The 21199-nt window shown below is 67.3% G+C and carries 21 protein-coding genes; 11 read left to right on the top strand and 10 right to left on the bottom strand.

Features of this window, described 5'->3' with window-relative positions; genetic code table 11:
* The first annotated feature begins 24 nt into the window (after nt 1–24).
* Nucleotides 25–882: a VOC family protein gene (locus ACSQ24_RS04790; RefSeq protein WP_436093584.1), complete on the top strand. Its 858-nt coding sequence runs from the start codon at nt 25–27 to the stop codon at nt 880–882.
* Nucleotides 879–1562, top strand: coding sequence for a class II aldolase/adducin family protein (locus ACSQ24_RS04795; protein ID WP_436093585.1), 684 nt, complete (start codon nt 879–881; stop codon nt 1560–1562). Before ACSQ24_RS04790 ends, ACSQ24_RS04795 begins: the two co-directional genes overlap by 4 nt.
* A 12-nt stretch (nt 1563–1574) precedes the next feature.
* Here ACSQ24_RS04795 and ACSQ24_RS04800 read toward each other — a convergent pair whose 3' ends face one another.
* From ACSQ24_RS04800 to ACSQ24_RS04815, 4 genes are all read right to left on the bottom strand, one after another.
* On the bottom strand, nt 1575–3080 hold the full coding sequence (locus tag ACSQ24_RS04800) for a tripartite tricarboxylate transporter permease (RefSeq protein WP_436093586.1): 1506 nt from the start codon (nt 3078–3080) through the stop codon (nt 1575–1577).
* Between the two features lie 6 nt (nt 3081–3086).
* Nucleotides 3087–3560, bottom strand: a complete 474-nt coding sequence (locus tag ACSQ24_RS04805) for a tripartite tricarboxylate transporter TctB family protein (protein WP_436093587.1) — start codon at nt 3558–3560, stop codon at nt 3087–3089.
* A 75-nt stretch (nt 3561–3635) separates the two neighbouring features.
* The gene (locus ACSQ24_RS04810; protein WP_436093588.1) at nt 3636–4604 is read right to left on the bottom strand and encodes a tripartite tricarboxylate transporter substrate binding protein; all 969 of its coding nucleotides are present in this window, start codon (nt 4602–4604) and stop codon (nt 3636–3638) included.
* The gene (locus tag ACSQ24_RS04815) at nt 4601–5347 is read right to left on the bottom strand and encodes a FadR/GntR family transcriptional regulator (protein ID WP_436093589.1); all 747 of its coding nucleotides are present in this window, start codon (nt 5345–5347) and stop codon (nt 4601–4603) included. Before ACSQ24_RS04815 ends, ACSQ24_RS04810 begins: the two co-directional genes overlap by 4 nt.
* Nucleotides 5348–5443: 96 nt before the next feature.
* On the opposite strand from ACSQ24_RS04815, the gene ACSQ24_RS04820 reads away from it, so the two are divergent.
* Nucleotides 5444–6358, top strand: a complete 915-nt coding sequence (locus tag ACSQ24_RS04820; protein ID WP_436093590.1) for a dihydrodipicolinate synthase family protein — start codon at nt 5444–5446, stop codon at nt 6356–6358.
* Nucleotides 6359–6376: 18 nt separating this feature from the next.
* On the opposite strand, the gene hpaR is transcribed toward ACSQ24_RS04820, so the two are convergent.
* Complete coding sequence (hpaR, locus tag ACSQ24_RS04825) at nt 6377–6871, bottom strand: homoprotocatechuate degradation operon regulator HpaR (protein WP_436097822.1); 495 nt, start codon at nt 6869–6871, stop codon at nt 6377–6379.
* Between the two features lie 134 nt (nt 6872–7005).
* Here hpaR and ACSQ24_RS04830 point away from each other — a divergent pair, with 134 nt between their 5' ends.
* From ACSQ24_RS04830 to hpaD, 3 genes are all read left to right on the top strand, one after another.
* Nucleotides 7006–7401, top strand: a complete 396-nt coding sequence (locus tag ACSQ24_RS04830) for a 5-carboxymethyl-2-hydroxymuconate Delta-isomerase (RefSeq protein WP_436093591.1) — start codon at nt 7006–7008, stop codon at nt 7399–7401.
* Complete coding sequence (gene hpaE / locus ACSQ24_RS04835) at nt 7398–8939, top strand: 5-carboxymethyl-2-hydroxymuconate semialdehyde dehydrogenase (RefSeq protein ID WP_436093592.1); 1542 nt, start codon at nt 7398–7400, stop codon at nt 8937–8939. The genes ACSQ24_RS04830 and hpaE overlap by 4 nt, the downstream gene beginning before the upstream one ends.
* 67 nt (nt 8940–9006) lie before the next feature.
* Nucleotides 9007–9987, top strand: a complete 981-nt coding sequence (hpaD, locus tag ACSQ24_RS04840; RefSeq protein WP_436093593.1) for a 3,4-dihydroxyphenylacetate 2,3-dioxygenase — start codon at nt 9007–9009, stop codon at nt 9985–9987.
* Between the two features lie 46 nt (nt 9988–10033).
* Here hpaD and ACSQ24_RS04845 read toward each other — a convergent pair whose 3' ends face one another.
* On the bottom strand, nt 10034–10543 hold the full coding sequence (locus tag ACSQ24_RS04845; RefSeq protein WP_436093594.1) for an Lrp/AsnC family transcriptional regulator: 510 nt from the start codon (nt 10541–10543) through the stop codon (nt 10034–10036).
* Between the two features lie 110 nt (nt 10544–10653).
* Between ACSQ24_RS04845 and ACSQ24_RS04850 the strand changes: the two genes are divergently transcribed.
* Together ACSQ24_RS04850 and ACSQ24_RS04855 are read left to right on the top strand one after the other, a co-directional pair.
* Nucleotides 10654–11823 (top strand): amino acid aminotransferase, encoded by a 1170-nt coding sequence (locus tag ACSQ24_RS04850; protein WP_436093595.1) that lies wholly within the window; start codon nt 10654–10656, stop codon nt 11821–11823.
* 43 nt (nt 11824–11866) lie between these two features.
* The gene (locus ACSQ24_RS04855; RefSeq protein WP_436093596.1) at nt 11867–13540 is read left to right on the top strand and encodes a thiamine pyrophosphate-dependent enzyme; all 1674 of its coding nucleotides are present in this window, start codon (nt 11867–11869) and stop codon (nt 13538–13540) included.
* 162 nt (nt 13541–13702) lie between these two features.
* Here the strand turns inward: ACSQ24_RS04855 and ACSQ24_RS04860 are convergent, their stop codons facing one another.
* The 4 genes from ACSQ24_RS04860 to ACSQ24_RS04875 all read right to left on the bottom strand — a co-directional run bounded on the left by ACSQ24_RS04860 (nt 13703) and on the right by ACSQ24_RS04875 (nt 17995).
* Nucleotides 13703–15130 (bottom strand): FAD-binding oxidoreductase, encoded by a 1428-nt coding sequence (locus ACSQ24_RS04860; RefSeq protein ID WP_436093597.1) that lies wholly within the window; start codon nt 15128–15130, stop codon nt 13703–13705.
* Between the two features lie 120 nt (nt 15131–15250).
* Complete coding sequence (gene rfbA, locus ACSQ24_RS04865) at nt 15251–16129, bottom strand: glucose-1-phosphate thymidylyltransferase RfbA (protein WP_436093598.1); 879 nt, start codon at nt 16127–16129, stop codon at nt 15251–15253.
* 11 nt (nt 16130–16140) lie between these two features.
* Entirely contained in the window at nt 16141–17034 is an 894-nt protein-coding gene (gene rfbD / locus ACSQ24_RS04870) for a dTDP-4-dehydrorhamnose reductase (protein ID WP_436093599.1), read from the bottom strand.
* A gap of 55 nt (nt 17035–17089) precedes the next feature.
* Nucleotides 17090–17995, bottom strand: coding sequence for a LysR family transcriptional regulator (locus tag ACSQ24_RS04875; RefSeq protein WP_436093600.1), 906 nt, complete (start codon nt 17993–17995; stop codon nt 17090–17092).
* Nucleotides 17996–18089: 94 nt separating this feature from the next.
* On the opposite strand from ACSQ24_RS04875, the gene argH reads away from it, so the two are divergent.
* The 3 genes from argH to ACSQ24_RS04890 are packed head-to-tail and all read left to right on the top strand — an operon-like array spanning nt 18090 to nt 21165.
* Nucleotides 18090–19505 carry an argininosuccinate lyase gene (argH, locus tag ACSQ24_RS04880; RefSeq protein WP_436093601.1) on the top strand — a complete coding sequence of 472 codons (1416 nt, stop codon included), beginning with the start codon at nt 18090–18092 and terminating at the stop codon, nt 19503–19505.
* Nucleotides 19502–20395 (top strand): amino acid ABC transporter permease, encoded by an 894-nt coding sequence (locus tag ACSQ24_RS04885; RefSeq protein ID WP_436093602.1) that lies wholly within the window; start codon nt 19502–19504, stop codon nt 20393–20395. The genes argH and ACSQ24_RS04885 overlap by 4 nt, the downstream gene beginning before the upstream one ends.
* Before the next feature lie 5 nt (nt 20396–20400).
* Complete coding sequence (locus tag ACSQ24_RS04890; protein ID WP_436097823.1) at nt 20401–21165, top strand: amino acid ABC transporter ATP-binding protein; 765 nt, start codon at nt 20401–20403, stop codon at nt 21163–21165.
* Nucleotides 21166–21199 lie beyond the last annotated feature (34 nt).

The following is a 21199-nucleotide window of genomic DNA, read 5'->3' on the forward strand; positions in this document are numbered from 1 at the left end:
TTGAACCGGCAGGAAGGAGCGACCATGATCAAACTTGCCGATGTCTCCTATGTCCGGCTCGGAACCCGCGATCTAGAGGGTGCGACCCATTTCGCCACCGAGTATCTCGGCCTTGACGTCGCCGAGCGCGCCAAGGGCTCGGTCTATTTCAAGTCGGACGAGCGCGAGCACACGCTCTGCTATTTCGAGGGCGATCCAGGCGACCAGGTCGTGTGTTTCGAGGTCGAGGAGCAACTCCACCTCGACGAAGCCGCGGCGCAGCTCGAAGCGCTCGGCCATCCGGTCCGGCGCGGCACCGCCTCGGAGGCGGCACTGCGCAAGGTCCACGACTTCATCGCCTTCCGCGATCCGACCGGCAATCCGATCGAGCTCGCCTGGCGGCCGGGCTATAGCGGGCGGCGCTATCACGGCGCCCGCGATGCCGGCATCACCGGTTTCAGTCATGTCGGGATCTGCTCCAGCGATCTCGCCCGCGACGAGGCGTTCTGGACCAAGGTGACGAACGCCCAGGTCAGCGACCGGATCGGCGATGCGCCGCTGCTGCGCATCGACGAGGTCCACCACACCATCGCACTGTTTCCCTCGCCCAAGCCCGGCATCCAGCACATCAACCATCAGGTCGAGACCGGCGATGACATCATGCGCTCGCACCAGTTCCTGAAGGATCGCCAGGTGCGCATGGTCTTCGGCCCGGGCCGGCACCCGACCTCCTCGGCCAAGTTTCTCTATTTCGAGGGGCCGGACGGCATGGTCTTCGAGTACTCCAGCGGCGTGCGCGAGATCGCCGACGAGCTGCTCTGGCGCGAGCGCCAGTTCATGTTCGAGCCGAAGGGCTTCTGCAAATGGGGCGCGAAGCCCAACATCGCCGAATTCAACAAGTGAACCCGACATCGCCGCGGCCGAGCGCCGCCCAGGAAGAGCTGGTCCGGCAGGCGGGGCGGGCTCTGGCGCGCCATGGCCTCGTCCATGCCTATGGCCATTGCTCCCTGCGCCTCGACGAGACCCATTTCCTGGTCTCGCCGGCAAAACCGCTCGGGCTCGTCGCGGACGAGGATGCCTGCAGCGTCGTCCCGATCGACGGGCCGTTGCCGGACGGCGTGCTCGGCGAGGTCCGCATCCACCGCGAGATCTATCGCAGGCGGCCCGAGATCGGCGGCGTCGTGCGCTCGATGCCGCAGAGGGTGATGACGCTCGGCACGGCCCGGATCACGCCGCAGCCGCGGCATGGCTTCGGCAGCTATTTCGCGCCGTGCCCGCCGCTCTGGGACGATCCGCAATTGCTGCGCAATGACGCGCAGGCTGCCGCGCTCGCCGAGCAGATGGGCGCGTCCCGCGCCATCGTCATGCGCGGCAACGGCGCGGTGACCGCAGGCAGGTGTCTGGAAGAGGCCGTCGTGCTGACCTGGTATCTGGAAGATGCGGCGCGCGTCGAGTTCGAGGCGCGGGCGGCCGGCATCGCTGAGACCGGGGTGGTCTTCGGCGAGGCCGAGGCCGCACAGCGCGCGACCTGGTCCGGCGCCATCCTTGAGCGGATGTGGGCCTACCTCACCAGCGCAGGTTGACGCCGCGTTGCTTCAGCCTTGGGCGGGTTGCTTGCTCGGCTTGCCACTCCTCAGCGAGGCGATGACAGTCCAGCCGATGATGCCGATGGTGATCGTGGCGAGGACGGCGGCGATCGGCCGGTCGACCAGGCCGATCAGCCTGCCGTCGGACTTGATCATCGAGTTGATGAAGTACTCCTCCAGCAGCGGCCCGAGCACGACGCCGAGGATCACCGGCGCGACCGGGAAGTCGTTCTCCTCGAGCACGAAGGCCAGCACGCCGAAGGCGAGCATGACGCCGACGTCGAACAGCGAATTGTTGATCGCGTAGGAGCCGACGATCGCGAAGAGCAGGATAATCGGCATCAGCACGCGCCGCGGCACGGAGAGCACGCGCGTGGCGACCTTGATGATCGCCCAGCCGAGCGGCAGCATCAAAAGGTTGGCGATGACGAAGACCAGGAACACCGCGTAGACGTTCTCCGGATTGTTCACGAAGATCGTCGGCCCCGGCGCCATGTTCTTCATCATCAGCACGCCAATGGCGATCGCCGTGATCGAGTCGCCGGGGATGCCGAAGACCAGAGCGGGAATCCAGGCTCCGGCCAGCGACGAATTGTTGGAGGCGCCGGCCTCGATCAGGCCCTCCGGATGGCCGGTGCCGAACTTCTCCGGCTCCTTCGAGAAGCGCTTGCTCATCGCATAGGACATCCAGGCCGCCATGTCGGCGCCGCTGCCCGGCTGGATGCCGATGATGGTGCCGAGCGCGCTGCCGCGGATGAGTTGCCAGGGGTACTGCTTGGTCAGGCGCCACATATTGGCGAAGATCGGGCCGATCTTCTGGACCACGGCATGCGGGGCGCTGCCGTCGGAGACCATGTGTCGCATCACCTCCGAGCAGGCGAACATGCCGACCATCATCGGGATCAGCGAAACGCCGCCCAGCATCTCAGTGGACTCGAAAGTGAAGCGCGGCTGGCCGGCCGGGTTGTTCATGCCGATCATCGCGATCAGCAGGCCTATCAGCAGCGAGATGCAGGCCTTCAGCGGCGTCGAGGAGCCGATGAAGACGGCGCCGCCAAGGCCGAGCATGACGATCCAGAAGAACTCGACCGAGCCGAAGCCGAGCGCGAAATCGGCGATGGCCGGCGAGGCCACCATCATCACCGCGGTGCCGAACAAGCCGCCGAGCACCGAGAACCAGAGGCCGATGCCGAGCGCGAGCTCGGGCCTGCCCTGCAGCGTCATCTGGTAGGAATCGTCGACATAAGCGGCCGAGGCCGGCGTGCCCGGGATGCGCAGCAGGCAGCCCGGAATATCGCCGGAGAAGATCGCCATGGTCGAGGTCGTCACGATGGCGGCGATCGCCGGCACCGGCGGCATGAAGAAGGTCAGCGGGACCAGCAGTGCGGTGGCCATCGTGGCCGAGAGGCCGGGGATGCAGCCGACGACGAGGCCGTAGATCGCCGAGGCGGTGATGACGAAGAGCACATAGGGATCGAGCACCATCCCCAGCGCTGTGACATAGGCGTCGAGCATGATGGCTTACCAGCGCAAAGATTCGAGCGGTCCCCAGGGCAACTGCACGCCGAGGGCCAGATAGAAGATCGAGTGGATGACGAGTGCAGCCGCGAGCGAAAGCCCGACGGCCTGCAACGGCCTGGTGCCGCCTGCCAGGAAGAGGACGATGAGGATCAGCGTCGCGCAGATCAGGAAGCCGAGCGTCTCGGCGAAGAGCATGTAGAAGATCACTACTGCCGGAACGAGCAGCAGGCGTGCAAGCGCGCCACCGCTGCGGGCCCAGTCGGCGAGGCCGATCAGCGGCCCGCCTTGCGTCGCGCGGGCGCCGTTGATGGCGAGGATCGCGGCGCAGAGCGCCAGCAGTCCCGACAGGATCAGCGGGAAGGCCGAAGGTCCCAGCGGCTGCTGCGAGGGGTTCGGCAGGTTCCAGGAGGCGGCCGCGACCAGGCCCGACAGGGCAAGGAAGACGAGGCCTCCGAAGAGGTTGTTGAACTTCATGACAAGCTCGGTGTGGGCGACAAGGTTGGGCGCGGTGAAGGACGCCGCGCCCTGAGCATTGCGAATAGCGATCGATTACTGGCGCAGGCGCAGGCCGAGCGCGCCCATGATCTCGCCGTTGTTCTTGTGCTGGGTGGCGAGGAAGGTGCCGAAGGCCGGTCCCTTGGCGAAGGCGTAGCCGAAGCCGCGCTCGGCTAGGAACGACTTGTAGGCCTCGGAGTTCGCGACCTTCTCGGTCGCCTCGACGAGGCGGGCCGTCACGTCCGCCGGCAGGCCGGCCGGGGCGGCGAGGCCACGCCAGGTGCCGCCCTCATAGTCCTTGCCGATCGCGTCCTTGACGGTCGGCACGGTCGGGAAGGCACCGATTTTCTCCTTCGACATCACCGCAAGCGACTTGACGCGGCCGGCATCGAACATCGGCTTGCCCTCGGGCAGGGAGGAGGGGACGATCTGGACACCGCCGGACGCCAGCTCCTGGAAGCCGGGCGCTGCGCCCTGGCTCGGTACGACGACGACCGCCTTGGGGTCGATGCCTTCGAGCTGCATCAGGCCAGCAAAAGCGAGGTGATAGGCCGCGCCCGCCGCCATGCCGGAGAGCTTGTACTTGCCGGCCGGCTGCTTCTTGATGTCGTCCAGCGCTGCGCGCAGATCGGCCCAGGGCGAGTTCACCGCGACGTTGAAGGCGGCCGAGTCGAAGTTCACCAGTGCGATCGGGGTGAGCTTCTCATAGGTGAAGGGCGCGGTGTTCGACCAGTAGAAGGTCGTCACCTCAGCGGTGGCGAGGCCGATCGTGTAGCCGTCCGGCTTGGCGTTGACGATCTCGGTGTGGCCGACCACGCCGCCGCCACCGGTCCGGTTGACGACGTTGACCGGCTTGCCGAGTTCCTTCTCCAACCCGGCCGCGAGGATGCGGGCGACGGCGTCGGTGCCGCCGCCGGCGGCCCAGGGCACGACCAGGGTGATCGGCCGCTCCGGCCAGGCTGCGAAGGCGGGCAGCGACACCGCCGCCACGGCGGCAGCGAGCAGCAGCTTTGCAAGTTTCATGGCGTTTCTCCCTGTTTGGTTTTTTGAGTCGAGCTGGTTCCGCTCGCGAGAGCGGGGCTGGAAAGCATGTGGCCGCGGGTGTAGCCGAGCACCTGCCGCATCGCCTGGCGGGCCTGCTCGGCCTCGCCCGCGACGATCGCATCGACGACCGCGGCATGGTTGGCGAGGTTGCCGGCGAAGACGTCGACGGTGAAATCGAACATCGCGCTCAGGATCGTATCGATCGCGCCGCGGAAGCTGCGCAGGATCGGGTTGTTGGTGGCGTCGAGGATCGCAAGGTGGAAGCGCTTGTCGGCGGCGATGGCGACCGGCGGGTCGTCCTGCCCGGCTTCCATGGCGGCCAGCGCCGCGCGGATACGGGCGAGGTCTTCCGGTGTGGCGCGGATCGCTGCCAGCGCCGCCGCTTCCGGCTCGATGATCTCGCGCGTCTCCTCCAGAGCGAGCAGCAGGTCGCGGTCGAGCCCGTCGCCGCTGCGCATCCAGCCGAGCACCTCACGGTCGAGCAGGGTCCAATCGTGCTGGGGGCGCACCTGCGTGCCGTGGCGCGGCCGCACGGTGAGCAGGCCCTTGGCGACGAGGGTCTTCACGGCTTCGCGGACGACGCTGCGGCCAGCTCCGTAGCGCTCGGCGAGCTCAGGCTCGGCCGGCAGGACGGTTCCCGACGCGATCTCGCCACGCACGATTGCGGCCCCGAGTGCCGCGACCATCGCGCCGATCTTTCCTGGCTTGCTGCCACGCTGCATGCCGTTGTTCCCTCTCGTGGCGGGAAACTGTCATGGCCGGGGCTTGCGCGCAAGCATTCATCTGATGTTTAACATCAGATCATTGGAGGCGAAATCATGGCCATAGCATTCACCGGCATCCACGCGATCCTCTATGCGCTGTTCGATGAGCAGGAACGCCTTGACCGGCGGGCGATGCGCCGGCAGGTCGAGATCTGCCTGGAACAGGGGGCGCACGGCGTCGCGGCACTCGGCCTTGCGACGGAAGTCTCAAAGTTGACTGTGCCTGAGCGCCGCTCGGTGATGGAGTGGACGTCGGAGGATGTCGGCGAGCGCAAGCCGCTCGGCTTCACGATCTACGGCACCTCGGTCGGCGAGCAGATCGAACTGGTCAGGGCAGCGCAGACGGCGAAGGCCGACTGGGTCATCCTGCAGCCGCCCATGGTCGGCAGCTTCGCAGCGGGCGAGTACATCCGCTTCTTCGGCCGGGTCGCGGATGCCACATACCTGCCTGTGGCGATCCAGAATGCGCCGGCCTATATGGGCCGCGGCCTGTCGGCGGAGGATATCCGCAGCCTCGTCGCGCAGCACCCCAACATCAGGCTGGTGAAGGGCGAGGGACCGGCGACCGAGATCCGGCAGTTGATCGAGACGACTGAGGGCCGGCTGCCGGTGATGAATGGCCGCGGCGGTCTCGAGCTGATCGAGAACCTGCGCGCCGGCTGCGTCGGCATGATCCTCGCGCCCGAGATCATCGATTTCACGACCAAGGCTTATGAGGCCTTCGTCGCTGGCAATGAGGCCGAGGCGGAGCGCATCTATCGCGATATCCTGCCGGTGATCGTGTTCATGATGCAGTCGCTGGAGAGCCTGATCTGCTACGGCAAGCGCATCTTCGGGGCGCGGGCTGGCATCGCGATCCACGACCGTGCGCCCGCCATGCGGCCGACGAGCTTCGGCGAGGAACTCGTTCGCCAGCATGTCGCGAAGCTCGGGGCATTCACGGGCACGTCGGCCACCGGTCGCGGTTGAGACCAGCCGCCCGTTCGCTCAGTCGGCAGACGCGTCCGGCCTGTCGCTGCCGATGCCGACCATGGCCTGTTCGAGCTCGGCGAGCAGGCTCTGCAGATCGGCCAGCTTGTCCGCGCCGAAGCGTTGGCTGATCTCGCGATAGATCGCTTCCGAAACCGGCGTGACGGCGTCAATCAGGGCGGTGCCGGCGGGGCTGAGCGAGATCATCCAGCGGCGCAGATCGGCAGGGTCGGCCTCCCGGAGGATCAGGCCGCGCTGGTCGAGATCCGCCAGGATCCGCGAGAGGCTGGGGCCGAGCAGGAACGTCGCCCGCGCGAGTTCCGCCACCTCCATCTGCGGCATGGTGCTGAGCGCCCGCAGTACGCGCCATTGCTGCTCGGTCACGCCGAACTCGCGCAGGGATTTGCGGAAATGCCGCATCACCGACTCCCGCGCGCGCAGTAGCGACATCGGCAGCGATTTGGAGAAATGGCGCAGCCTTAGCCTGGTCGCGGCCGGACCCGTGGCGCCCATGGTCTTCGAATCGTCGGTCAAACCTTGAAACCTATCTGAGATTTGCGCCACCCTAGCCCAGGCGACGGTTCGAGCCAAACGTGCTTGCGACAATAAATTTAACATGTTATCTAATTTGAATACGGAGGAGCAGCGTGCCCCACATCGTCATCGAATATTCCGCCAATCTCGAGGACGATGTTCGCCCGATGCGGCTGGTCGAGGCATTGCACGCAGCCGCGCTGGAGACCGGCGTCTTTCCGCTGGCCGGGTTGCGAACCCGTGCGGCGCGGCGGAAGCACTATCTCGTCGCCGATGGAGACCCCGAAAACGCCTTCATCGCCGTGAGCGTGCGGATCGGCGAGGGGCGCGACGCTGCGACCCGCCGGCGCGTCGCCGAAGCGCTGATGGCGACGCTCGAGCGCGAGACCGCCGAAACCTTCCAGCGCCTCGGCCTCGCGCTCAGCGTCGACGTGACCGAGATCGACGGGACGGCGTCGCTGAAGACCAACAATTTGCACGAGCGCCTGAAAGCGAGGGCGAAGCCATGACCGCGACCGATACCAAGCTGACCGCGAACCTCGCCAAGGCGCGCAAGGCGATGGAGCGCTTCACCGCGGGCACGGTGCCGCATCTGATCGCAGGCGAGGCCGTCCTCTCGGCCTCGGGCGCGACCTTCGATACACTCGACCCGACCACGAACGAGCGCCAGGCAGTGATCGCTGCCGGCGACAAGGCCGAGATCGACCGGGCGGCCAAGGCGGCGCGCAAGGCCTTTCCGGCCTGGAAGAATGCGTCCGGGGCCAAGCGCCGCGCCGTGCTGCACGCGATTGCCGATGCGATCGAGGCGCGGGCTGAGGAGATCGCCCTCGTCGAGAGCAGCGATACCGGCCAGGCGATCCGCTTCATGTCGAAGGCGGCGCTGCGCGGGGCCGAGAATTTCCGCTTCTATGCCGACCGGGCGCCGGAAGCCGGCAACGGCCTGTCGCTGCCGGATGAAGGCCACATCAACTACACGCTGCGCCAGCCGATCGGCCCGGTAGGGGTGATCACGCCTTGGAACACGCCGTTCATGCTCTCGACCTGGAAGATCGCGCCGGCGCTCGCTGCCGGCTGCACGGTCGTCCAAAAGCCGGCCGAGTGGTCGCCCCTATCCGCCACGCTGCTCGGCGAGATCATGGATGAGACCATCCGCAAGCATGGTTTTCCGGCAGGCGTGGTCAATGTCGTCCACGGCCTCGGCGAGAGCGCCGGCAAGGCGCTGACGGAGCATCCGGACATCAAGGCGGTGGCCTTCGTCGGCGAGACCACGACCGGCCAGCACATCATGCGCCAGGGCGCCGATACGCTGAAGCGCGTCCATTTCGAGCTCGGCGGCAAGAACCCGGTGATCGTGTTCGAGGATGCCGATTTCGACCGCGCGCTCGATGCGGTGCTGTTCATGATCTACTCGCTCAATGGCGAGCGCTGCACCTCGTCCTCGCGCGCGCTGGTCCAGCGTTCGATCTATGATGTCTTCTCCGCCAAGGTCGCCGAGCGGGTGAAGCGCCTGCGCGTCGGACATCCACTCGATCCGGCGACCGAGATCGGGCCGCTGATCCATCCGCGCCATGCCGAGAAGGTCCTGTCCTATCCCGCTTTGGCGAAGGGCGAGGGCGCGCGCGTGGCCTGCGGCGGCGGGCGGGCGCTGGGCGGCGCCGGCAACTATGTCGAGCCGACGCTCTATCTAGGCGCCAGTAACGGCATGCGGATCGCGCAGGAGGAGATTTTCGGGCCGGTCCTGACCATGATCCCGTTCGAGGACGAGGCCGACGCGATCGCGATCGCCAACGACGTCCAGTACGGGCTGGCGGGCTATATCTGGACCCGCGATGTCGGCCGCGCCCATCGCGTCGCGCGCGACCTCGACGCCGGGATGATCTGGATCAATTCGGAGAATGTCCGCCATCTGCCGACGCCGTTCGGCGGCGTGAAGTCGTCCGGCATCGGGCGGGATGGTGGCGACTATTCCTTCGACTTCTACATGGAGACGAAGAACGTCGCCGTGGCGTTCGATTCCCATCAGATTCCGAAGCTCGGCAACGCCTGAACAAGAAGGACCGCATGTCGCGCCCGGTCTCCCGGAGACCGGAGCAGGACAGCAAGGAGGAACGTCCATGCCCATCCCAGCCCCCGTTTTCGATCCGCCCTTCAATGTCGTCCGGCTGAGCCATATCGTCCTTGCCGTCACTGACCTCGCCAGGTCGCGGGCATTCTGGCGCGACACACTCGGCATGCAGGTCACGGAAGAAAGCGGAAGCCGGATCTATTTGCGCGCCATGGAGGAGCGCAACCACCACAGCATCGTCCTCGAACAAGCCGCGGAGCCCGAAGCGCGTGTCCTCGGCTTCAAGGTCGCGAGCGAAGCGGACCTCGACCGCGCCCTCCTGTTCTTCAGGGCGCAGGGGCTCGCGGCGGAGTTCGTCGAACAGCCCTTCCAGGGGCGCACGCTGCGCGCCACCGATCCGCGCGGCATTCCGGTCGAGTTCTATGCGAGCATGGAGCGGCTTCCGCCGATCCATCAGAAATACGGCCTCTACACCGGCGTGAAGCCGCTGCGCATCGACCACTTCAACTGCTTCTCCGACGATGTCGACGCGTCCGTGCAGTTCTACAATTCGCTCGGTTTCCGCATCACCGAATACACCGAGAACGAGGACAGGACGCGGCTCTGGGCCGCCTGGATGCATCGCAAGGGCGGCGTCCATGACATGGCCTTCACCCATGGCGTCGGCCCGCGCCTGCACCATGTCGCCTTCTGGGTGCCGACGCCACTCAACATCATCGACCTGCTCGATCTGATGGCGACCACCGGCTATGTCGGGAATATCGAGCGCGGCCCCGGCCGGCATGGCATCTCCAACGCCTTCTTCCTCTATGTGCTCGACCCGGACGGTCACCGCATCGAGATCTATTGCTCGGACTATCTGACAGTCGATCCCGATCACGAGCCGATCCGCTGGGACCTGCGCGACCCGCAGCGCCAGACGCTCTGGGGCGCGGCCGCGCCGCGCAGCTGGTTCGAGCACGGCACGCCCTTCGCCGGCACGCCGGCCCGCCAGCCGGCCTATGAAGCCGCCCCGATCATCGCCGCGTGAGGTTGCCGAGGGCGCAGTGAGCCTCCAGTCGACCACGAGCTGTCGCTTAGACGATAGCCCGCAGCGGCAGTTCCGTCGTCGTCTTGATCGACTTCAGCACCACGCCGGTCCGCAACGAGGCGAGGCCGCCGGTGACGGCGATCAGGCGGTCGATGAAGTCGCTGAGATGGGCGAGATCGCGCGCCACGATCTTGAGGATCATGTCGGCATCGCCGGTCTGCGCATGGCACTCCAGCACCTCCGGCGACTCCAGCAGGAATTGCTGCAGCGAGGCGTTCTGCGCGGCATCATGCGCCCGCAGGCTGAGCAGCGAATGCGCCATGACCTGCAGGCCGAGCGCCGCCGGGTTGAGCAGGCAGACGACCTTCTCGATATAGCCCTGCTTGCGCAGCCGCTCGATGCGACGGGCGCACTGGCTTGGCGACAGGTGGACGCTCTCGGAGAGCTCGACATGGGCGGCGTCGCCCCTGCGCTGGAGCGCGGAGAGGAGTTTCACGTCATAAGCGTCGAGCATGTGCGATACCCCGGCGGCGAGCATTGTGCGGTTTTCGCGCACGGAATACTCCATTCGTGCCGGAAGCTAGCATCGACGGCACGCTTCATCACCTTGAAAGCGCGGACATTGCGTCCGATGCGCGCTACGTTCACCGAAATCGGGAGATCACCATGTTCGAGAGCCTGCAGCCGAAGCCGGCAGATGCGATCCTCGCTCTGATTTCCGCGTTCAAGGCGGATGAGCGGACCGGCAAGATCGATCTCGGCGTCGGGGTCTATCGCGACGAGCAGGGCCGCACGCCGGTGTTCTCCGCGGTCAAGCAGGCAGAGCGCATCCTGCTCGATGAGCAGCCGAGCAAGTCCTATCTCGGCATCGAGGGTGATCCGGTCTTCGTCGATCTCTTGAGGCCGATCGTCTTCGGGCAGAAGATCGCGCAGGACGACATCGTCGGCTTCCAGACTCCGGGCGGTAGTGGTGCACTGCGGCTCGGCGCCGATTTGATCGCCGCAGCGCGGCCTGAGGCGCAGGTCTGGCTCGGCCTGCCGAGCTGGCCCAATCACGCTCCGATCTTCCAGGCCGCCCGGCTGGCGGTACGCGATTACGCCTTCGCCGACTTGACCTCGCAGAGCCTGTCCTTTGACGCGATGATGACAGCGCTGTCGTCGGCGCAGGCCGGCGATGTCGCGCTCTTGCACGGCTGCTGCCACAACCCGACCGGGCTCGACCTCGATGCGACGCAGTGGGAGGCGGTCACGGCGCTCTGCCTGGAGCGCGGCCTCGTGCCCTTCGTCGACCTCGCCTATCAGGGCCTCGGCGAGACGCTGGATATGGACGCCGCCGGGGCGCGGCGCATTGTCGAAGCCTGTCCCGAGGTGCTGGTCTCCTATTCCTGCGACAAGAATTTCGGCCTCTATCGCGAGCGGACAGGGGCGCTCTACGTCAAGTCGCGCACGCCGGCAGCGGTTGCCAGCAACATGGCGGCGGCCGCGCGAGTGAGCTGGTCGATGCCGCCGGATCACGGCGCGGCCGTGGTGCGCGCGATCCTCGAAAGCAAAGAACTGACCGCCAACTGGCGCGGCGAGCTCACCGGCATGGCCGAGCGCATCCACTCGGTTCGCTCAGCGCTTGCCGGCTTGCACCCGGCGCTCGCCGGCATCGCCAGGCAGCGTGGGCTGTTTTCGACGCTCAAATTGACGCGCGAGCAGGCGGAGGCGCTGCGCAGCGAGCACGCAGTCTATCTCGTGCCGAGCGGGCGCATCAACCTTGCCGGGCTCCGCAGCCAGGATGCGCCGCGTTTCGTCGAGGCGCTCGTCGCCGTCGGCGTGCTCGCCCGGACCTGACCTTCGCCTGCTCCCTTCCAACCCAGCCGGGACGCCTGAGATCATGCTGAAACCTGTTCTGCCGCAGCAGATGACTGGCGGTGCCGCGATCGTCGAGGCGCTGATCGCCAACGGGGTCGACACCGTCTTCGGCTTGCCCGGCGCCCAGATGTACGCATTCTTCGATGCGCTGCAGCAACGCTCCGACGCGATCCGGACGTTCGGCGCGCGGCATGAGCAGGCCTGCGCCTACATGGCTTTCGGCTATGCCCGCTCGACCGGGCGGCCCGGCGTCTATTCGGTGGTACCGGGGCCCGGCGTGCTCAACACGACCGCGGCACTCTCCACTGCGCTCGGCTGCAACGCGCCGGTGCTCTGCATCACCGGCCAGGTGCCTACCGCCTTCATCGGCCGCGGCAGGGGCCATCTGCACGAGCTGCCGGACCAACTGGCGACGCTGCGCACGGTGACCAAATGGGCGCAGCGGATCGAGCGGGTCGAGGACACCGGCGCGATCCTCGCCGAGGCCTTCCGGCAGATGCTGAGCGGGCGGCCCGGACCGGTGGCGGTCGAGATGGCCTGGGACGTGATGGCCGGGGCGGGCAAGGCGCCCGAAAGCTTCCCGGTCGCGACGCAAGATGCCGCCCCGGTTGCGGATGAGGCTGCGATCGAGGCCGCGGCGCGCGCGCTGCTCGCGGCCCGCTCGCCATTGATCATGCTGGGCACCGGGGCGCAGGATGCCGGCGCCGAGATCGCCGCGCTGGCCGAAGCCGTCGGCACGCCGGTCGCGGCCTTCCGCGGCGGGCGCGGTGCCGTCCCGGAGGACCACCCCTTCAGCCTGTCCTCCTATGCTGCAGCAAAGCGCTGGGCCAAGACCGATCTCCTGCTTGGCATCGGTTCGCGCCTGGAAGCGCCCTATATGCGCTGGGCCAATCCGATGAGCTATGTCCAGGACCCCGGCCAGGCGCGCCAGCTCATCCGCATCGACATCGATCCGGCCGAGATGGATCGCCTGGTGCCGACGATCGACATCGTCGCCGATGCGAAAGCCGCGGTTTCGGCGCTGCTTTCGGCCGTGCGCCGCCTTGGCGGCAACGCCTCGGCACCGGAGCGAAAGATCGAGCTGAAACAGCTGCGCGCATCGGCCAGGGAGGAGACCGAGCAGGTCCAGCCGCAGCTCTCCTATCTCGATGCGATCCGCGAGGTCCTGCCGCGCGACAGCTTCTTCGTCGGCGAGCTTTGTCAGGTCGGCTTCACCTCCTATTTCGGCTTCCCGGTCTACGAGCCGCGCACCTATGTCAGCGAGGGCTATCAGGGCACGCTCGGCTTCGGCTTCCCGACTGCGCTCGGCGTCAAGGTCGCCCATCCCAGTCGCGCCGTGGTCTCGGTCACCGGTGATGGCGGCTTCATGTTCGCGGTGCAGGAGCTGGCGACGGCCGTGCAGGAGAAGATCGGCCTCGTCACCATCCTGTTCAACAACAACGCCTACGGCAATGTGCTGCGCGACCAGACCAACAGCTTCGGCGGCCGCGAGATCGGCTCGGCGCTGGTCAACCCCGATTTCGTCCGGCTGGCGGAGAGCTTTGGCGTCAGAGCGCACAGCGTGACGTCACCGGCGGCGCTGCGCCCGGCGCTGTCCGAGGCGATCGCGTCGAATGAGCCGACCCTGATCGTCGTCGAGGTCGAGCGCGGCTCGGAAGCCTCGCCCTGGCCGTTCATCCATCCAAGGTTCGACTGAGAACCCGTCACGAAACTCTACTGCGGCGGCCATCTAGCGGCGTTTTCTGCGCTTCCTGTGCTCACGGACCCATGTCCGCTGCGCTCCGGTTCTCGAAACCACCGCCATCTGGCGCGCCGCAGCGAGTTTCGTGACGAGTTCTAAGCAACGGTGGGCGCGGCTCTACGCCCGATCGAGCGCCGGCGGCAGGACCTTGCCGGGGTTCATGATGTTGTCGGGGTCGAGGCTCTGTTTCAGCGTGCGCATGACCTCTACGGCAGCGTCGCCGTGCTCCTTGCGCAGGAACTTCGCCTTGCCATAGCCGACGCCGTGCTCGCCGGTGCAGGTGCCGCCGAGGTCGATGGCGCGGTTGACCAGGAGGCCATTCAGCCGCTCGGCCTCGCGGATCTCGTCCGGCGAATCCATCTTGATCAGGAAGCCCATGTGGAAATTGCCGTCGCCGACATGACCGAGCGCCGGCACCGGGAAGGGCGCGTCCTTGGCGAGCTCCCTGATCTCGGTGATGCAGGTCGCGAGCTCAGAGATCGGCACGCAGGCATCGGTGCCCCAGCTGCTGGCGCCGGGGCGCAAGGCGAGCAGTGCGTAGTGCAAATTGTGCCGGGCCTGCCAGAGCTTGCTGCGCTCCTCGGCGCTGGCGGCAAACCGCCAGCCTTCGCCGCCATGGCCCTCGGCGAGCGCCTCGACCATCTGCGCCTGCGAGACCACTGCGGCTTCCGTGCCGTGGAATTCGAGGAAGAGCGCGGCGCTCTCCGGATAGGTGAGGTTGCTGTAGCGGTTGATCGCGCGCATGCAGGTCTCGTCGAGCAATTCGACGCGAGCGACCTCGATGCCGCATTGGATCGTCTCGATCGCGCAGGCGACGGCGCTGGCGACGTCCGGGAAGGAGCAGACCGCGACCGAGCTCGCCTCCGGGATGCCGTAGAGCTTCAATGTGATCTCGGTGATGACGCAGAGCGTGCCTTCCGAGCCGACGAAGAGGCGGGTGAGGTCGTAGCCGGCGGAGGATTTGCGGGCCCGGCCGCCGGTCTTCACGATCGTGCCGTCGGCGAGCACGACGGTGAGCGCCAGCACATTGTCCTTCATCGTGCCATAGCGCACCGCATTGGTGCCCGACGCCCGCGTCGCGGTCATGCCGCCGAGCGTGGCGTCGGCGCCAGGGTCGACCGGGAAGAACAGGCCGGTGTCGCGCAAATGCTCGTTGAGCTGCTTGCGGGTGACGCCGGCCTCGACCGTGCAGTCGAGATCCTCGGCGTTGACTTCGGTGATCGCGTTCATGCGCGAAAGGTCGATGCAGACGCCGCCATGCAGCGCGACGACATGGCCTTCGAGCGAGGTGCCGGCGCCGAATGGAATGACCGGCACCTTCGCCTGGTGACAAAGCGTCACGATCCGGCTGACTTCCTCGGTGGTCTGCGGATAGCAGACGACGTCAGGCGCCTTGGCCGGATGATAGGATTCGCCATGGCCGTGATGCTCGCGCTCGCTGTCCGAGGTCGAGCAGCGCGGGCCGAGGAGCTCGCGCAGCGAGGCGGTAAGGCCGTCGAGGGCGGGGTGCCGAGAGGTGCCGGGGGTGGCGGCGGGAGCGTTCATATGGTCTTCGATCCTCGTGCACGTCTTCGGCGCGGCTCGGGTGCAATCTCGACCGGCGCGTCGTCTTCCGCCACCGCCGATGCAGCATGAGCGCTCTGCATCGACAGGGGAAGTGCGGCGTCAGGCCGAGTGGTCGCGCCCTGCGACACCGAGCAGATACTGACCGTAGCCGCTCTTCGACAGGGCCTGGCCGAGCGTCCGCAATTGCTCGCGGTCGATCCAGCCGTTCTCGAAGGCGATCTCCTCGGGGCAGGCGATGCGGAAACCCTGGCGGCGTTCCAGCGTGCGCACGAACTCCGAGGCCTCGACGAGGGAATCCGGCGTGCCGGTGTCGAGCCAGGCATAGCCGCGCCCGAGCCGCTCGACGCTGAGCGCACCGCGTTCGAGATAAGCGAGGTTGACGTCGGTGATCTCGAGCTCGCCGCGGGCCGAGGGCTTGAGCTTGCGGGCGATCTCGACCACCTCGGCGTCATAGAAGTAGAGGCCGGTCACCGCCCAGTGCGAGCGCGGGAGCTTGGGCTTCTCCTCGATCGAGAGCGCCTTGCCGGCGGCATCGAAGGAGACGACGCCATAGCGCTCGGGATCGCTGACGCGGTAGGCGAAGACGGTCGCGCCGCTGGTGCGGGCGGCAGCACGGTGCAGCACCTCGGTGAGGCCGTCGCCGTAATAGAGATTGTCGCCGAGGATCAGGGCGGAGGGGCCGCCGGCGACGAAATCGGCGCCGATATGATAGGCCTGAGCCAGCCCTTCCGGCTTGCGCTGTACCGCGTAGGAGAGCTTGAGGCCCCAGCGCTCGCCGCTGCCGAACAGCGCCTCGAAGCGCGGCGCGTCCTCAGGCGTCGAAATGATCAGGATCTCGTTGATGCCGGCGAGCATCAGGGTCGAGAGCGGATAATAGATCATCGGCTTGTCGTAGATCGGCAGAAGCTGCTTCGACGTCACCATGGTCATCGGGTGAAGCCGGGTGCCGCTGCCGCCGGCGAGGATGATCCCCTTCATCGATAGCTCCTTCAGCTTCGCGATTGCGCGAGCAGCGTAGCGACGCAGATTTGCGCGGATTCCTGCCAGAGCGGCAGGCGCAGGCCGTGGCGCTGCGCGAGCAGGCTGCAGTCGAGCCTGGAATTGCTCGGCCGGCGGGCGGGAGTGGGGTAGTCAATGGTGGCGATGCGCCTGACGGTCGTGCTCGGTCCGCCCAGTGCCGCTGAGGCGGCGAAGACGGCCTCGGCGAGGTCGGCCCAGCTCGCCTCGCCTGTGCCGGCAGCATGGAAGACGCCGTGCAGCGAGGCATCGCCGGGGCGGGCGACCAGGGCCTTCGCCACTGCGATGATCGCATCGGCGAGGTCGAGCGCGCTGGTCGGCGAACCCAGCTGGTCGGAGACGACGCCGACCTCGTCCCTCGTTTCGGCGAGGCGCAGCATGGTCTTCACGAAATTGCCGCCATAGGGGCTGTAGACCCAGGCGGTCCGGAGGATCGTCCAGTCGGCGCCGGAAGCCAAGACAGCGTCCTCGCCGGCCAGCTTCGAGCGGCCATAGGCGCCGAGCGGGGCGGTCGGATCGTCTTCGCGCCAGGGCCGCGGCGCCATGCCGTCGAAGACATAGTCGGTGGAGAGCTGGATCAGCGGCACGCTTAGGGCCGCAGCCGCTGCGGCCACAGCACCGGCGCCAGCGCCGTTGATCCGCAGGGCGAGCTCCGGTTCGGTCTCGGCCCTGTCGACGGCGGTGTAGGCGGCGGCGTTGACGATGCAGTCGGGGCTTGCTGCGCCGAGCGCCTGCTGAGCACTGCCCGGCTGCGCCAGATCGAGCTCGGGCCGGCCGACCGGGATGACCGTGATGCCGGCCGCCCCGGCGCGGGCGAGGAGGGATTGGACGACCTGTCCGGTCCGTCCGGTCACGGCTATGCGCATCGGGCCTTCGCCATCGGAAGCATGGCGGTCGGTCTAGAGCATGCGTCCGGTGGGCTCAACCCGCGGCCTCGAAGCGGCGGGCTTCCTCGCAGAGCCAGGCGATCAGCGTGTCGACGGCCGGGCTGCGCTCGCTCTGCGAATTGACCGTCAGCCAGCAGCCAGTCGCGCTGTCGAAATCGAGGCCGAGTGGGTTGACAAGCGCGCCCGAGGCCAGTTCCTCGGCGACATAGCAGCGTGGCGCGAGCGCGACGCCGAGCCCCGCGACGGCGGCGCGGATGATCACGGAATAATAGCCGTAGCGCACGGTATGGGCCGGCACGGCGCCGCGCAGGCCGTGCGCCTCGGTGAACTCGGCCCAGAAGGCCGGCATCTGGAAATGCTGCAGCAGCGTCATCTTCTGGATGTCCGCGGCACGGGCGAAGCCGCCCAGGCGTTCGAGCGCCGCGGGCGCCGCGACGAGCGCGACCCGGCGGCCGAAGAGGTAGTGCGACTCGCGATCCGGCCAGGGGCCGAAGCCGTGGACGATCTCGAGATCGGCCTCCTCGATCTCGCTCTCACTGACGAAATTGGTGAACTGGACGTCGATCTCGGGATGAGCCTGGGCGAATTCCGGGAAGCGCTCCATCAGCCAGCGCTCGCCGGCGATGGCGATCATGTGCAGGCGGATCGGCCGGCCGATCGCGGCGCGTTCGGCGAGGCGGCGGGCGCCGCGTTCCATCTGCTCGATCGCCGCCTCGGCATAGGGGCGGTAGATCGTGCCGGCCTCGGTCGGTTTGAGACCGGCGGGGCTGCGCTCGAACAGCTCCGTGCCGAGATGCTCCTCCAGCGCCTGGATCTGCTTGGAGACGGCGCTCTGGGTCAGGTGCACCTCGCCAGCCGCCTTCGCCGTCGAACCGAGGCGGGCGACGGCGAGGAAAACCCTGAGCGCCGTGGTCGATGGCGGGAGGTTGCGGCCGGCCAAGCAGATATTCCTTCAGCGACTACCCTTGAGGAGATCGTTTCGTTTGCCGGTTGCGCGGTCAAGAGGGCAGTGTTTTTCGCAAGGGGAGAGCATTATGAACCAGACCACGCGTCTCTGGGGCGGCCGTTTCCGCAAGCCGCCGGATCCACGCATGATGAAATTGTCGAGCGCGGCCGGCGCCCATGCGCGCCTCGCGCCGCAGGACATTGCCGGCGGCAAGGCACATGCGGCCGAACTGGAGCGCGCCGGACTGCTCAGCCAGGATGAGTTCAGGACCATCGTCGCGGCGCTCGAAGCAATTGCCGCCGATCTCGCCGCCGGGACACTTGCCCCGGAGGAGAGCGACGAGGACGTCCACACCTTCATCGAGCGCGTGCTGACCGCCCGGATCGGTGCGATCGGGGCCAAGCTCAGGGCCGGGCGCTCGCGCAACGACCAGGCCGCCAACAATCTGAAACTCTATCTGCGCGCTGAGGCGCGGAGCATCGGCGCGATGCTGGCCGAACTGCTCGACGCGATCGCGAGCCAGGCCGAGCGGCATGCGGCCTCGGTCTGCCCCGGCTTCACCCATCTGCAGAGCGCCCAGCCGGTCACCTTCGGCCATTGGCTGATGGCGCATGGCCAGGCGTTGTCGCGCGACGCCTCTCGCCTGCAGGACTGGGAGAAGCGCTCCTCGCTCTCGCCGCTCGGCGCCGCCGCGCTCGCCGGCTCGGCGATCGCGCTGACGCCCGAACTCAGCGCCAAGGCCCTCGGTTATGACGGCCCCTGCGAGAACTCGGTCGATGCCGTCGGCGCGCGCGACCATGTCGCGGAATTCCTGTTCGTTGCGGCGATGCTGGCGACGAACCTGTCGCGGCTGGCGGAGGAGGTGACGCTCTGGACCTCGCGCCAGTTCGGCTGGGTCGTGCTCGACGATGCCTTCGCGACGGGCTCCTCGATCATGCCGCAAAAGAAGAATCCGGATATCGCCGAGATCTCGCGTGGCCGGGCGGCGCGTCTCACCGGCGATCTCGTCGCCATGCTGGGCGCGCTGAAGGGCCTGCCGCTCGCCTATAACCGCGACCTCGCCGAGGACAAGCGTGCCGCCTTCGACGCGGTCGACGTGCTCGGCGAAGTGCTGCCGGCTTTCGCCGGACTGGTCGCGACGATGGAAGCCAAGCCCGAGGTGATGCGGGCGCAGGCCGGCGCCGGCTTTGCGCTCGCGACCGAAGTCGCCGATCATCTCGCCCGCAAGGGCGTGCCCTTCGCCGAGGCGCATGAGATCAGCGGCGCGCTGGTGCGCTATTGCGAGGAGATGGGCCGCGAACTCGAAGGGCTGGAGCCGGTGGAATTGCGCGCGATCGATCCGCGCCTCGAAGAGAGCGTGCTGAACGTGCTGACGCTCGATGCGGCGGTCGCGGCGCGCAGCGGCCATGGCGGCACCGCCCCGGCGCGGGTCGCCGAGCAGATCGGCCGCTTCCGTGACTGGCTCGCCGGCTTCTCGCAATGGACCAGGGAGGGCGCGGCATGAGCGACGCAAGCCGGACCATGCCGGATCGCGGCCTTGCCGAGATCGCCGGCCTGACCATCGTGCCCAAGCGCTTCTACGGGCGCTGGATCGCGGCGGCCGCGATCCTGTTCGTGCTGGCCTGGGTCGTGAAGGCGTTCGCGCAGGGGCAGATCGCCTGGCCGGTGGTGGCGCAGTTCTTCACCGCGCCGGCCATTCTCGCCGGCCTCGTCAACACGCTGATCATGACCGCTTGCGCGATGGGGCTCGGCATCGTGCTCGGCGTCGTCTTCGCGATCATGTACATGTCGCCGAACCCGGTGCTGCGCGGCGTCGCGCTGTTCTACATCTGGTTCTTTCGCGGCACGCCGCTGCTGCTGCAATTGCTGCTCTGGTTCAACCTGGCGCTGGTCTTCCCGACGATCGGCATTCCCGGCGTGATTGAGTGGCGCACCATCGACGTGATCGGCCCGTTCATGGCGACGCTGCTCGGGCTCGGCATGAACCAGGGCGCCTATACCGCCGAGGTCGTCCGTTCCGGCATCCTCTCGGTCGATCTCGGCCAGACCGAGGCCGCCAAGGCGATCGGCATGACCCGGCTGACGACGTTGCGCCGGATCGTGCTGCCGCAGGCGATGCGGGTGATCATCCCGCCTGTCGGCAACGAGGTGATCAGCATGGTCAAGCTGACCTCGGTCGCCAGCGTGATCCAGTTCTCCGAGATCCTGCGCAATGCGCAGAATGTCTATTACGCCAATGCCCGCGTCATCGAATTGCTGATCGTCGCGGCGGGCTGGTACCTGCTCGTCGTCACCTTGCTGCAGACCGGCCAGTTCTTCCTCGAACGCGCCTTCTCGAAGGGCAGGGGCGAGCGTCGCGCCAAGCCTCAAATCGCCGAGGAGGCTGCCGCGTGACCGCCTTGTCCCCGATCGTCGTCGCCGCCAGCGTCACCAAGCAGTTCGGCCGGCTGAAGGCGCTGAACAATGTCTCGCTCTCGGTCATGCCGGGCGCGGTGCAATGCATCATCGGCCCGTCGGGCTCGGGCAAGTCGACGCTGCTGCGCTGCATCAACCAGCTCGAGAAGATCGATGCCGGCGCGATCACGGTCGCCGGCGAGCTGATCGGCTATCGCCGTGTCGGCAACGAGTTGCACGAGCTCAGCGACGTCGAGATCGCGCGACAGCGCCTGAAGACAGGCATGGTCTTCCAGCGCTTCAACCTGTTCAACCACATGACCGTGCTGCAGAACATCATCGAGGGTCCGCTCACGGTGCTGAAGCGGCCGCGGCGCGAGATCATCGCAGAGGGCATGGCACTGCTCGAGCGCGTCGGCCTTGCCGAAAAGCGCGATTCCTACCCGATCGAGCTCTCCGGCGGCCAGCAGCAGCGCATCGCGATCGCCCGCGCGCTGGCGATGAAGCCGCAGCTGATGTTGTTCGACGAGCCGACCTCGGCGCTCGATCCCGAGCTCGTCGGCGAGGTGCTGAACGTGATGCGCGACCTTGCCGCCTCCGGCATGACGATGATCGTCGTCACCCATGAGCTCGGCTTCGCCCGCGAGGTCGCGAACGACGTCGTCTTCATGGACAAGGGCGAGATCGTCGAGCAGGGGCCGCCGCAGCAGGTGCTGGTCTCGCCGCAGCAGACCCGCACCCGCGACTTCATCGCCGCCGTCCTCAAGTGAATCCAGCCAAGTCGATCCAAACAAAGACAAGAGG

Source organism: Allobosea sp. LjRoot237 (assembly GCF_964253285.1).
GTDB lineage: Bacteria > Pseudomonadota > Alphaproteobacteria > Rhizobiales > Beijerinckiaceae > Allobosea.

What these genes read in the sequence shown, in the direction of transcription:
- rfbD (WP_436093599.1), bottom strand. Translation starts at nt 17,034, where the DNA reads ATGCGCATAGCCGTGACCGGACGGACCGGACAGGTCGTCCAATCCCTC.
- hpaR (WP_436097822.1), bottom strand. Translation starts at nt 6,871, where the DNA reads ATGGGCGCCACGGGTCCGGCCGCGACCAGGCTAAGGCTGCGCCATTTC.
- hpaD (WP_436093593.1), top strand. Translation starts at nt 9,007, where the DNA reads ATGCCCATCCCAGCCCCCGTTTTCGATCCGCCCTTCAATGTCGTCCGG.
- ACSQ24_RS04805 (WP_436093587.1), bottom strand. Translation starts at nt 3,560, where the DNA reads ATGAAGTTCAACAACCTCTTCGGAGGCCTCGTCTTCCTTGCCCTGTCG.
- ACSQ24_RS04885 (WP_436093602.1), top strand. Translation starts at nt 19,502, where the DNA reads ATGAGCGACGCAAGCCGGACCATGCCGGATCGCGGCCTTGCCGAGATC.
- ACSQ24_RS04850 (WP_436093595.1), top strand. Translation starts at nt 10,654, where the DNA reads ATGTTCGAGAGCCTGCAGCCGAAGCCGGCAGATGCGATCCTCGCTCTG.
- rfbA (WP_436093598.1), bottom strand. Translation starts at nt 16,129, where the DNA reads ATGAAGGGGATCATCCTCGCCGGCGGCAGCGGCACCCGGCTTCACCCG.
- ACSQ24_RS04815 (WP_436093589.1), bottom strand. Translation starts at nt 5,347, where the DNA reads ATGCAGCGTGGCAGCAAGCCAGGAAAGATCGGCGCGATGGTCGCGGCA.
- argH (WP_436093601.1), top strand. Translation starts at nt 18,090, where the DNA reads ATGAACCAGACCACGCGTCTCTGGGGCGGCCGTTTCCGCAAGCCGCCG.
- ACSQ24_RS04800 (WP_436093586.1), bottom strand. Translation starts at nt 3,080, where the DNA reads ATGCTCGACGCCTATGTCACAGCGCTGGGGATGGTGCTCGATCCCTAT.
- ACSQ24_RS04855 (WP_436093596.1), top strand. Translation starts at nt 11,867, where the DNA reads ATGCTGAAACCTGTTCTGCCGCAGCAGATGACTGGCGGTGCCGCGATC.
- hpaE (WP_436093592.1), top strand. Translation starts at nt 7,398, where the DNA reads ATGACCGCGACCGATACCAAGCTGACCGCGAACCTCGCCAAGGCGCGC.
- ACSQ24_RS04860 (WP_436093597.1), bottom strand. Translation starts at nt 15,130, where the DNA reads ATGAACGCTCCCGCCGCCACCCCCGGCACCTCTCGGCACCCCGCCCTC.
- ACSQ24_RS04810 (WP_436093588.1), bottom strand. Translation starts at nt 4,604, where the DNA reads ATGAAACTTGCAAAGCTGCTGCTCGCTGCCGCCGTGGCGGCGGTGTCG.
- ACSQ24_RS04820 (WP_436093590.1), top strand. Translation starts at nt 5,444, where the DNA reads ATGGCCATAGCATTCACCGGCATCCACGCGATCCTCTATGCGCTGTTC.
- ACSQ24_RS04790 (WP_436093584.1), top strand. Translation starts at nt 25, where the DNA reads ATGATCAAACTTGCCGATGTCTCCTATGTCCGGCTCGGAACCCGCGAT.